The organism is Pseudomonas sp. D3, from assembly GCF_029320995.1.
GTDB lineage: Bacteria > Pseudomonadota > Gammaproteobacteria > Pseudomonadales > Pseudomonadaceae > Aquipseudomonas > Aquipseudomonas paraveronii.
Window position 1 is genome coordinate 1,446,523 of sequence record NZ_CP119772.1, and the last position, 11,607, is coordinate 1,458,129.

The window sequence follows — 11,607 nt, forward strand, 5'->3', positions numbered from 1 at the left end:
CATGTCTGAAATTATCCAACTGGTCGTTGTCCTGGTGCTGTTCTTTCTGCTCGACCGGTTTCTCAAGGCGTATCTACTTCGCAAGTGGCTAGGGGTGCTACTAGTGGTGGGTGGCGCGGTCGGCTGCGTTGCTGCAAGCCAAATCCGCTTGTTGGGGTTTGATCTGGGGTTGCTGTCGATCTTTGCCGTTGCGCTGGGGGTGGGGTTGTTCCTGAAGCGGCGGCGGTTTGAGCGGGTTGGCTGAAGGGGGGAGGCGTTTGAGCTCATTCACCGTGGTCAACCCGTGCCGCACAGGTTGAACGTATAGAATAATGCTCGCACGTAGTTTCAATACTACAGTCGCGGTCTTATCGGCTAAGTTGGTTTTTATATCTATACTGCTTTTGTCGATATATCTGTGCGTCATTCAATTCTTACAGTCATTTTTTTAAAAGTCGTATTTATTGTATTTCTTCCTCCTGCGTAATGGCCTAGTGGCTTGCATGTTTCTCGGAGCGTGCCTGCATATCTTAAAGTTGATTTGATCGAATATGCCCTGGCGTTGAACGTTCACCAAAACACTGAACCTCAATGCCAGTGTGTTAGTTGGAAGTGAGTCCTGGCTTGCTTTTGAGTTAACCGCCTTCCTTTAAATGACTACAGGTATTCAAGCATGATCAAGAAGTTTACTGTTCTGCTCCCTCTGGCTGTTGCCGTACTGGGCTCTTCGGTTGCGATGGCCGCCAACGATGCAAGCACCACGATCAACATCAAGGCCGATATCCCTACCAAGCAGTTCCACGCTCAACCCCTGGACCCCAACTTCGGTCGTGACGAAATCATGTCCTACAACACCGTGACCGGTGAGTTGAGCACGCTGTCTTCCATGTTCACCCTGAAAAACACCGGTGGCTCGATCGACGCTTACCTGCAGGACGGCCCGGCATCGCTCACCAACGGTACAGACGCTATCGCGCTGACCATCAGCCTGGGCGACGTCGTCCTGACCGGCGCCCCTTTGGAAGTGGCTGCCGACGCAGAGTCCAACCCGGGTCTGCAAAAGCTGATGACCATCAAGGCCGCCAAGCCAGCGGACACTCAGAACGGTCAATACACCACCACGGCCACCGTGATCTTCGACAACGTGCCGCGCACCACGTTTTAAGCGCCCGGCAATCGATAAGGGTTTGCCTTATTGATCACACCCACCGACCGCAGGCGGTGTTCGCCTGGGGTCGGTGCTCCGATGGTTTGCTGTTCGCCCTAGAGTATTAAGTTCATGTTCCCGATGAAACCCATCGCGGCGGCGCTGGCCCTGCTTGCCTGTTCGGCTGCCTTGGCCGCGGCTGACAACAGTTACACGCCGCGCAGTTTGCTGGCTCAGGCGAAAGGTTTGCCGAGCGAATTCGAAGAGCATTTTTTTGATGTGCCGCTGGCCGTGCGCATAGAACGCGACGAAGTGTTCATGGGCGAGGCAATGGTGGTGCTTTCGCGCGATGATCGCCTCACGCTGCTGGACTTTACCGATACCAGCGACAGCCCGATCAAACCCGCTGAGCGCGATACCTGGAGCAGTTACTTGCAACAAGGCGTCGCGCTAGGCAGTTGCACGCAACACTGCCCGGAGAAGATGTTGGCGGTGCATTACAACCTGGAAAACTCGCTGGTCTCGATCCTCACGCAGAACGCCGAGCACGACACCGATCATCAGCGTTATTACCACCAACCCAAAGACGGCAGCACGGGCTTGATTGTCAGCAACCAGTTGAACCTCAACGGCGGGCAAGACCAGGCACTCGGCGGACGTTTCGGGGTTGAAGCCAGCAGCAGCCTGGGGAACTGGAGCCACGCGCTCAACCTGCAACTGGCACGCCTCGGCGGGCCGGACACGCAGCTGTATCACGCGTTGTATTCGCTGTATGCCCAGCGCGAATTCGAAGGCCAGTTCCTGCGCCTGGGCTATTTCACGCCCACTTCCGAAGGGCTTAATCGCCAGCCGCGCTCCTTTGGGGCGGCGCCGGATGTGGCCGTGGGTGTGATGCTCGGCAGTTCCGACAGCCTCGCGATCAGCAACCCCAAGCCCAGCGTGTACCCGATCTACGTCACCTCCAACCGCCAAGGCTCGGTAGAGATTTATCGCAACGGCCTGCTGATCAACACCCAGCCAGTGGCGGCCGGTTTGCAAAGCATCGACACGCGCGCGCTGCCCGGTGGCATTTATGAAGTGGAAGTGCGCCTGGTCGAAGACGGCCAGGTCACGGCCACCACCCAGGAGCTGGTGTACAAGCCCAATAACTGGCGCAACCACGACGAGCGCTGGCGCTACAACCTGTTCGCCGGCCGCGAAAGCACCCTGCTCAACAACTGGGATCAGCGCGACAAAGGCGACATGACCGCCGGCGCCTCGGTCAATTACCTGCTGCACCCGCGCGTGATCCTCGGCCTGTCCGCTCGCCAGGTGCAGGACCGCATGCAATACGGCAGCTCCATCGACTGGACGCTGGCGACCCAGGCGAGCGTCTACGCCAACGTCTACCAGACCCAGGACCACGGCACCGGCATGGACGTGCAAGGCCTCTACAGTTATGGCGCCGGCAGCGTGATTGCCAGCCACAACCGCAGTTGGCTGGACACGCGCAACACCTACGACACCCTGCCCGACGGTACACGGCTGCGCTCCCGACAAACCTTTGTCGGCCAGACCAGCACCTCGTCGCTGTCGATCAATCATCGTCTGCTCAACCAACATTCGCTCAATGCCCGCCTGTCCCACAGCCAAGGCAATGTCGAGGGGGTTGGCCTGGACCTGGGCTGGAGCAAACACGATGTGTTGTTTGGCAGCGATGCCAACTGGCGCCTGTCGCTGTTTGACCGCCCCGCCAGCCGCAGCACCGGCGACCAGCGCAACCGTGGCGTCGACCTGACCCTCAACCTGGCCCTCGGCGGGCCGGGCGAACAGTGGTCGGGCAGCATCGGCTCGCGCACTTCCCGCGACGGCAAGCGCGACAACAATGGCTCGTTGACGTACCGCAAAAGCATGCCCGATCACGTCTTACAGAACGTCTCGGCCACCGTGCTGACCGACACCTACGGCGTCGGCCTGTCCGGCATGACTAGCTTCCACGGTGACACCGTCGGCGGCGATGTTTTCGCCCAGCGTTCCTCCTACAACGGCAACCTCACCGGTGGCCTGAACCTGCACAGCACCTTCGCCGTCGGCGGCCAGAAGATGGCGCTGACCAGCCAGTACCACGGCAACGGCGCCGGCATGATCGTCGATGTGGAAACCGACCTGGACGACATCACCTTGCGCGCCGACGACCTCAGCGGTGGCAGCACCGCGCTGCGGCCGGGGCGCAACTTTGTACCGCTCACCGCGTACAGAACCGGCTCGGTGGCGTTCGACTTCGAAGGCAACCACCCGCCGTCGGCGAACATCCAGCCGCCGCGCAGCGCCTACCACATCAACAAGGGCGGGGTGGACTACCGCAAGATCAGCGTGATGAAAACCGTCACCGTGCTCGGTCGCCTGGTCGACCCACAAGGCCGGCCGCTCAAGGGCCATCACGTGATCAACCACGCCAGTCGTGGGGTCAGCGAGGTGGACGGGTTCTTCTCGATGGAAATGAACGCCGGCTCTCCGACCCTGCAAGTGCGCCAGGGCAACCAGTTGCTCTGCCAGTTCCGCCTCGACCCGAGCCAGGCCCGCACTGAAAACGATGTGCTGATGATCGGTGACCTGCGCTGCACGCCGGACACCTTGGCGGATGCCGCACTCACCCAGCAGAAGTCGGGCTGATTCTTACAGGACTGACGTCATGCACATCACGACGTATAGGGCAGGGGCACCTGCGCGGGCGCGGTCACGGCTATTTGGGATTCGCAAGTCTAGTGCGTTGGCGTCGGGCCAATCGTTAATGAGGGTGTAAAACAATGAAAGTATTAGCCGCAATCCTGGGCGTGTGGATGGTGTCCTTTGGGGTCCAGGCGGGCCCGAATATTAACGTCGGCGTGGTCTACGACTACCTGGACGGCAGCAAAAGCAGTTACCTGAAACGCATCTTCAACGGCGGCACCAGTACCGCCTTCGTCAAGGTCGAGATCCTCGAAATCGTCTACGACGCCAGCGGCGTGCCCCAGGAAGTGCCGCTGCACACCCAGGCTGACGCCACCGCACGGGATGGCCTGATGGCCAGCCCCGCACGGCTGATCGTGCCGGCCAATGGCATGCAGGGCACGCGCTTGTTGTACATGGGCGAGCGGGCCAGCGAGCGTTACTTCCGGGTGCGCTACATCCCGGTGGTGCCGGAAAAAGAGGACGCCTTCGCCGTGTCCGACGAGGAGCGTGAGGAATATCAAAAAACCTTGCAGGCCGGCGTCAGCGTATTGGCCGGCTACGGCACGGTGTTTTTCGTGCGGCCCAAGGACACCCGCTACGACACGCGCATCGACGACGGTGCCGGCCACTATGCGCTGCGCAACAACGGCAACAGCGTGATCGTGGTCGACGAGTTCAAGAACTGCGTGGCCGGTAAGCCGACCGACTGCCAGCCGACCACCAAAAACCACGTGCTGCCGGGGCGCGCCTTTACCTTCACTAAGGAGGCCGGGCGCCAATACACCTTCAAGCTGCAGGAAGGCGACAACCAGAAGAATCTAGAGGTGAAAGGATGAGCCGTTGGCCAGCGTGCAGGGTACTGACGGTGCTGGGCCTATTGAGCCTGCTCAGCTTCAGCGCCCTGGCGGCCCGCGAAGAGGCGGTGTTCCAGGTGTCGGTCAAGGTGCCCACCAGTGACTTTTATGTGTTGCCGCTCAACCCCGGTTTTTTGGAGCGCGAGCAAACCCTGAACTGGAACCCGGTGACTGAAACCCTGACCGCGCTGCGTGAGTATTTCGACGTGAAAAACGTGCTGGGCGCGGTGGATGCCTACCTCGCCTATGAGCCGGTGTTGTTCAACGGCAGCGACAACATTGCCTTGAAAGTCACCTTCAACCAGCAGGTGCTGGGGCTTGCCGCCGTGCGCGTGGTGCCGGAAGACGAGGCCCGCGTCGGCAAACGCGTGCTGCTGGAAATCGCCGCGCAGAAGCCTGACGACGGTTACCTCCCCGGCCAGTACTTCGGCAATGTGCAGATCATCTTTGATGCGTTGCGCCCATGAGCGGCGCAGCGTATTTGAATCGTTCGAGGACGAGTGAACCCATGCAAATCAAACACACGCTGTTGGGGCTTTGGCTGGTCGGCCTGCTCCTGGGGCTGCCCGCTGACGCAACGGCGGCCACCGTGGATATCCTGGCCTCGTTCCGGCCGGACCCCAGCCAGCCTTCGCGTAACGTGTTCAAAAACCACACGCCACCGGGTAACAGCTATTGCACCTGGGCGCCGCAGTATTGCAACGAGACGCGCTACAGCATCGGCTTTCCGATTGATTTTCGGATGAACTCGGCGATTACGCCGGGCGGGGACGACCGCAACCATATCCTGTTTCATGCGCCGACCGAGCGCCGCAATATAACGGTCTTGCACGAAAGCACCGGAGAGGCGGAAACCCTTCAATTCCGTATCAGTGGCATCGGCATGATGCTTAAGTGGATCGAGCCGAACCCCGGTCCCGGCGTGGGTTGGGAATCATCATGGGTTTACCCCCCGGCACCGTGCCAATACATCGGTACTGGGGTCGGCAGCCCCTCGTTCTATGCATTTACCTGGGGGTTGCCGGAAGGCAGCAGGGGATGTGCGCAAAGAGCGGCCACTGCCGTGCCTATGGGGACGTTTTGGATGGAGGGTTTGGGGTTCACCTACGAGTTGATCACGCCCAACCCATTGGGCATGAGGGCCGGTACGTATCGCGGGCAGATCACGTTCAGCGTGGGGCCTTACAAAGACTTCGACATGGGCGACGTGCTGTTGCCCGACGATGACCAGATCACCCTGAATTTCATTCTCTCGGTCGACCACGTCCTCAAGGTCGAGATCCCACCCGGCGGTGATCGTGTCGAGCTGCTGCCCCAGGGTGGCTGGCAGGGCTGGGTGAGCCAGGGGCGTAAACCGACGCGGCTGTTCAGGGATCAGACCTTCAACTTCTATTCCACCTCGCGCTTCAAGATGGGCCTGCAGTGCCAGTACGTCGAGGCGGGGGACAACACCTGCCGGATACGTGAGGCCGCCTCGGGGCGCTCGGTGCCGTTGCAGGTCGGCGTGACCATGCCCTACGGCATCGTCGACCCCGAGGGCCAGCCGATCCAGCGTCGCCCGCTGCGGCTGGATGGCACGGGCACGCAGTTGCTGCTCTCGACCATGTTCGTGAACCGCAAACCTGGCACCCTGCATTTCGAAGTGGCGCGTGATGACGTCGCGACGATGTTGCAGCCCGGTGAGGCCGCCGCCTATGAAGGGAGCGTCACGGTGATCTGGGATTCGGAGGTGTAACGGCGGCCGGCGCGAGCACCCTCGCGCCGGCCATTGCCTCATTGTTCGGGCAAGGGCTCGCGGTTATGGCGTTGGCGGGCCTTTTTCAGGGCCTCGCGGGTCAGGCCGCGCATCCATTCCTTCTCCTTGTACCCCAGGTCGTTGAGCAGGCGGTTGTTCAGCGCTTCACTGATCGGTGTGTCGGTCAGTACGACGCTTTCGGTGGTTTCCAGTTCGTCCGCGAGTGCCTTGAGCTTGTTTTTGAGCCGGTCTTTCTGCTGCGGTTCCTGTTCCTCGCGCCATTGCGCCTGCAGGGTTTGCAGGTCGTCCAGGCGGTAGAACTTCTCGGTGTACGCGCTGGCATTCTGTTGAGAGAGGGTGTCGTAGGTTTGCTGCAGGAAGGTCTCCCAGTACGGCTCCAGTAAGATCTGGTTGACCAGGCCGTCGCCCTGGCCCAGTGCCTGAACGGTGGTGTAAGCCTGTTGGATCTGGGGCGGGCTGACATTGGCGGTGTCGCGGTACAGCATGTGGTCCGACAGCCAGGGCAAGTCCAGCAGGTTGGCCAGCGCGGTCTGGTAGGCCAGGTGGATATCCACTTCGTCCACCTCGCCCGCTTCGCCATCCACCCGTTCTGAGCGCAGGTGCAGGCCTTCGCCACCGGCCGCTTTGGGCCGCAGGCGGCGGGCGACTTCTGCCTGGGCCACCTGGTTCAGGTGTTTGAGGCGCGCCGCGCCTTTGGCCAGGGTCACCAGTCGGCCTTCGAGTTCAGGCAGTGTCACCGAAAAGCGCCGTGCTTCGCTGGCCATCACCTCAATGCCCATCTCATTGAAAATCTGCGCGCCGCCATCGCCACACAAACCGGGGAAGCTCGACAGCTTGAACAACCGCTCGCGCAGTGCGCTGTCGGCGTGGGTGGCGTTGATCAAGCGCCACACCCGTTGCGTCAGCTGCGCTTGGTTGAGGGCATAGCGCTGCTGGTCCTGGGGGTTCTCAAAAAACTCGGGAGGCTCAAGCAGTTTGATCACTTCGAAAAAGCCCTGGGAGCCGTGTTCGTCTTCGACCGCGTCCCACAATTGCTCGCGGATACGCCGGGTGTTGGCGTCGACGCCAGCCAGCCAGGGGTCGCTGCTGCCTTGGGGTTCGTAGGTGCGATACGGGTCCAGCCCGGCCTCGCTGCGGTAGCGCTCGTACAGGGTGCGCTGATCGTCGTCCAGCGCGTTGCGGTCCAGGCGGGTACGCGCCACGGTGCGTGCGGCGGTGGGCTGCGGCGTGAGCGCGGGCAGGGCGGTGATCGGGTTGCCGCTCAGGTCGAGGTCGAACATGTCGTTCCTGGGGTGGGCAAACAGGCCGCGGGGCCATTGGCTGATTTGCGTATGGTTCAGGTCGAGGCGGCGCAGGTTGGGCATGCGCGTGATGTCCGGCGGGGCCGCGAGGGGGTTGTGGTCCAGAATCACGGTTTGCAGGCGCCGTAGATTGCGCAGGCGCGTCACGTCTTCAGGGAACAGCACCATGCGGTTGTTCGACAGGTTCAGGTTGCGCAGAACCCGCATCGCCGCCAGTTCGACCGGCAAGCTCGTCAGGTTGTTGTGGCTCAGGTCCAGGGAGCGCAGCGCCGGGAAGTGTTTGAGCAAGCCGCAATGGGTTTGCCCGACGCTGCTCTGGCTCAGGTTCAGGAACGTCACGTGCTCAAAGTTGACGGTCAGCGCAGGCAGCGACTCGGGTAACGGCATGCCGTCCAGATCGATCCGCGCGCCGGGCTGAGTTCTGCCCCAATCGTCGGTGTATTCGGCGTAGCGCTCGCCCCAGCACTGTTCAAGCAGGTGGGCCAGGCGTCGGCGGGCGGCCAGTTGTTGGCGTTCCTGCGCGCTGCCTTTGGGGTGATGGGTGGGCGATTGTTTCCAGGCCTGCAATTGGGTGCGCAGGGTGTGTTTTTGCAGGGTCAGCTCGTTCAGGGTGGTGCTCAGTTGGTCGGGGGGGATTTCGTCGATAAAACGGTTCAAGCGTTGCTCGCTCAGGCTCGGAAACAAGCGCTGCAGCACCTCGCGCGCAAACGTCGCGTGGGTATCGGCTGGGGCTGCGCGGCAGCGACTGAGCAGCGGGCCGCCGAGCAATTGCTGGGTGTGTCGCTCCATGACGCGGTGGGTTGCCGGCGCTGCCAGCAGCTTGCGGCGCTCGGCCAAGGGTTCCAGGGTGGTCATCAACCAGTTTTGGAAGCCGTCGCCGTCGCCGGGGTTGTAACCTAGCGTGCTACGTGACGCGTCGGGCAGCACCCGCAACACAGCCTCGTACAGACTGCTCGGGCTGTGCAACTGCCGGCCTGCAGCGTCGTAGACCGCGTAACCCAGGCTGTTGCGCACCAGTACTCGACGCGTGCTGGCGGTGTCCGGCCCGGCCTGGCTGCGTAGGGTGCCGGTGATGGAGGTTTGGCGGATTTGAATGTGCAGATCGGTGAGCGCATCGGTATGAAACAGCAGGGTCTTGAGCACCAGGCTTTCCGTCGCCGGGCTGGGCGACGCCGGTGGATAGAAGCCTTCGTAGGCGCGCACCGAATCGGCGGCCACGTGCAGCTCATGGGCCAGGTTGCGCAGGCGCAGCGGCCAGCGATGCTGGTCGGCCAAGGCCTGGCGTTCGCTCGGGCGGGCGGTCTCCAGCAGGCGGCGGGCCAGGCTCAGGTCGAGGTCGGGGTGGTCCTGGCGCAGGCCGATGATGCCGGGGTCGTCGCTCGCTTCACGGGCGCGGTAGACCGCCGGCGCGGTATCGCGGCTCTGGCTCAGTACGTAGCGGGCCAGTTGCTCGCGCAACGCTTGTACGCGCTGCGATTCGGGCACCTCGACGCCCAGCAGGGCGGTGATCGCCGCTTCATCCAGAAACCCCAGCACCCGTTCCGGCAAATGACCGGACAGCACCTCGCCGAGGCTGATGTGCAAGGTGTCGGCTGGGCTGGCGTGCGCGGCGCCATAGCGGTGCGACGTGCCGCTCAGGTCGGGCTTGAGGAACACCTGCAGGGCTTTGTCCTGGGGCCAGCCGTCGAGTTCGGTGACCATTTGCTCGAACCAGTCCGAGCTCGGGTCGGCGCTCAAGGCTTGCCCTGCGCGGATTTTTTCACTGGCGACCCTGATGGACTCGTCCGCTTCGAGCCGTTTGAGGCTGGCATCGAGCAGCGGCGGCAGGGGTTCGTTGTGCTCGTACATGCGGCGTAACGCGCCGTCTTCGGTGGCGCTGGCAACCCTTAGCTGCTCCAGTTGCGTGTCGCTGAACGGTTGCACCCGATGCCCAAGACGGCGCAGCAATTGCGCGCGCTCCCACGTGCGCGGGCGTTCGCCCTCATGGGTCACGGCGCCGTCGCCGTTCAATTGCAGGCGTGGCCGGTAGGCGTCCGGGCGTTCGGGGTGGACCACGCGGTGCGCTTCGCTGAGCGGGTCGTATTGCACCTCCAGGTGCTGGCCGCCGAGGGCCAGCAGGGTTTTGCCAGCATGCTGATGCAGGCCCGAGGGCGAGGGCACCGAGCCGTCGGGGATCGGGTTTTTCTGGGCGAACGCGCGGATGTCCGGGTTCCACAACCGCCGTGTGCCGTCGGCCCGCTCTACCGGGACCAGGCCTTCGATAAAGGGCGAGCGTTTGAGCCGCGCCAATTGACCAAGACTGCCGCCCGCCGCAAACAGGGCAAACTGCATCACGCTGTCGGCCACCCCCGTCACGTGTTCCCAGGCTTCGGTGCGCCGGCCCTCGGTCCAATCGACGAGGCCTTCGAACACCTCGTCCATGATCTGGTACGCGCTGTAGACCAGCATCAGTTCGCCGAGCACCGGCACGAACGGGGTCAGCACCAGCAACGCGGCATTGAGGATGTCGCCGAGCATCTGCTCCAGGTTGTCCCACCAGGCCCAGCGGGCGTGGCGCTCGACGTCGGCGGTGGACACGGCGAGGGTTCGCGCATCGTTGACGATTTTGTTCAGTTGCACGCGAAACAGGTAACTCCACAGGGTGTCCGCGTGAGGTGTCGGCGGGCGCTGGCGATAGTCGTCCTGCCAGCGTTGCACGCTGAAGTGCAGGTTGGGATCGCTGATCGGCGTGTCTTTCCAGCTCGGCCCGCTGTCGGTGCGGGCCTTCTGATGCCACTGGATGTGGCTGAGGCGCGCATTGAGCCCGGCAAAAAAAGCGCCGCGCTCGGCATGGGGCACGAACTGGCTGAAGAACACCTGATAGCGCGCCCGGTCGCGCAACTGACGGGTCAGTTCGGCCATGAACGCCTGCGGCGACGGGTACTCCTTGAGCGGGTGCTCGGGGTCTTCGGCGACGTAAGCGATCACTCGGGGGCTTGGCGCGGCGATAAACAGCGCGATGCCCACCAGGGCGACATTCATCACGCTGAGGGTATAGGCCTGGAGCGCCGTCGGCTGCTCGTTCACCCGCTCAAGCAGCATGCCGTGGGCGTCGGGCTTGAGGTCACCCTGGAGCAGGGCCAGGTGCGCGGCGCTTTTCAGCGCGGCCTTGTGGCGTGCGACCACTTCGTCGTGAACCGTGCGGGCCAGCGGCGGGTGGTTGAAGCCAAGCGCCTGGCTGAGCCTGAGTTGATACTGCGCGCCGATGTCGAGCTGGCGGCAAATGGCTTTGAAGCGCTGCGCCGTGAGCCGGGCGCCGCTGGTGCGGTGGCTGATCGACACGACATCGCGCTGGCCTCGCACGTCGCTCGGCCCGAGGAAGGCGAAATCGAGAAAGCGGTCGTCGGCGGCGAAGTTGCCCAGCGCCGCGTCGAGCAACGAGACGGTCTTGCTGGTCTGGGCGCCGGTCACGTTGAGCGTCCACCAGGCCTGGCTGGCGTCGACGTAGAGGCGCAGGTAAGTGTTGCGTACCTCCACGGCGCCGTAGTCGCGCAGGGCGTTTTTCAGCAAGGGTTCGGCGAAGGCGTACACATCGTTCAAGCCGGCGAGCCGTTCGTCCAGCAGGTTTTGCCGGTGCCAGTGCTCGGCAATCGCGGCCTTGAGCGGGGCTGGCGTGCTCACGACGTTGAGGCGGGTGGCTGTCAATGCGCCGAGGCGTTCAGGCGTGGCCTGGGTGAGCCAGCGCGGTAGGGCGTCGCGGATGTGCGCGTAGTGGGCGCCGTTGAAGGCGCTGTCGAGTGGCGGTAGAGCGGGCATGGATCAGGTCCTGATAAAAGGGTGATCCATCAGTGTGTTCAGCGCTGTTGCGCGGTGGTGGCAGATAGGTAGTGCAGCCGCGCG

7 protein-coding genes are annotated in these 11,607 nt (G+C 62.9%); 6 read left to right on the forward strand and 1 reads right to left on the reverse strand.

Going from position 1 to position 11,607, the window contains the following annotated elements; genetic code table 11:
• Window position 1: 1 nt before the first annotated feature.
• The 6 genes from P3S72_RS06420 to P3S72_RS06445 all read left to right on the forward strand — a co-directional run bounded on the left by P3S72_RS06420 (window position 2) and on the right by P3S72_RS06445 (window position 6,406).
• Window positions 2-244 carry a hypothetical protein gene (locus P3S72_RS06420; RefSeq protein ID WP_276196669.1) on the forward strand — a complete coding sequence of 81 codons (243 nt, stop codon included), beginning with the start codon at window positions 2-4 and terminating at the stop codon, window positions 242-244.
• A gap of 408 nt (window positions 245-652) precedes the next feature.
• The gene (locus tag P3S72_RS06425; protein WP_276196670.1) at window positions 653-1,144 is read left to right on the forward strand and encodes a CS1 type fimbrial major subunit; all 492 of its coding nucleotides are present in this window, start codon (window positions 653-655) and stop codon (window positions 1,142-1,144) included.
• A gap of 114 nt (window positions 1,145-1,258) precedes the next feature.
• Entirely contained in the window at window positions 1,259-3,778 is a 2,520-nt protein-coding gene (locus tag P3S72_RS06430) for a CS1-pili formation C-terminal domain-containing protein (protein WP_276196671.1), read from the forward strand.
• 134 nt (window positions 3,779-3,912) lie between these two features.
• The gene (locus tag P3S72_RS06435; RefSeq protein ID WP_276196672.1) at window positions 3,913-4,653 is read left to right on the forward strand and encodes a molecular chaperone; all 741 of its coding nucleotides are present in this window, start codon (window positions 3,913-3,915) and stop codon (window positions 4,651-4,653) included.
• The gene (locus P3S72_RS06440) at window positions 4,650-5,138 is read left to right on the forward strand and encodes a CS1 type fimbrial major subunit (RefSeq protein WP_247397620.1); all 489 of its coding nucleotides are present in this window, start codon (window positions 4,650-4,652) and stop codon (window positions 5,136-5,138) included. The genes P3S72_RS06435 and P3S72_RS06440 overlap by 4 nt, the downstream gene beginning before the upstream one ends.
• 41 nt (window positions 5,139-5,179) lie before the next feature.
• Entirely contained in the window at window positions 5,180-6,406 is a 1,227-nt protein-coding gene (locus P3S72_RS06445; RefSeq protein ID WP_276196673.1) for a hypothetical protein, read from the forward strand.
• Window positions 6,407-6,444: 38 nt separating this feature from the next.
• Here the strand turns inward: P3S72_RS06445 and P3S72_RS06450 are convergent, their stop codons facing one another.
• Window positions 6,445-11,523 (reverse strand): NEL-type E3 ubiquitin ligase domain-containing protein, encoded by a 5,079-nt coding sequence (locus tag P3S72_RS06450; protein ID WP_276196674.1) that lies wholly within the window; start codon window positions 11,521-11,523, stop codon window positions 6,445-6,447.
• Window positions 11,524-11,607: the final 84 nt, after the last annotated feature.

Coding starts and splice junctions, on each gene's coding strand:
- P3S72_RS06420 (WP_276196669.1), top strand. CDS start 2: ATGTCTGAAATTATCCAACTGGTCGTTGTCCTGGTGCTGTTCTTTCTG.
- P3S72_RS06425 (WP_276196670.1), top strand. CDS start 653: ATGATCAAGAAGTTTACTGTTCTGCTCCCTCTGGCTGTTGCCGTACTG.
- P3S72_RS06430 (WP_276196671.1), top strand. CDS start 1,259: ATGTTCCCGATGAAACCCATCGCGGCGGCGCTGGCCCTGCTTGCCTGT.
- P3S72_RS06435 (WP_276196672.1), top strand. CDS start 3,913: ATGAAAGTATTAGCCGCAATCCTGGGCGTGTGGATGGTGTCCTTTGGG.
- P3S72_RS06440 (WP_247397620.1), top strand. CDS start 4,650: ATGAGCCGTTGGCCAGCGTGCAGGGTACTGACGGTGCTGGGCCTATTG.
- P3S72_RS06445 (WP_276196673.1), top strand. CDS start 5,180: ATGCAAATCAAACACACGCTGTTGGGGCTTTGGCTGGTCGGCCTGCTC.
- P3S72_RS06450 (WP_276196674.1), bottom strand. CDS start 11,523: ATGCCCGCTCTACCGCCACTCGACAGCGCCTTCAACGGCGCCCACTAC.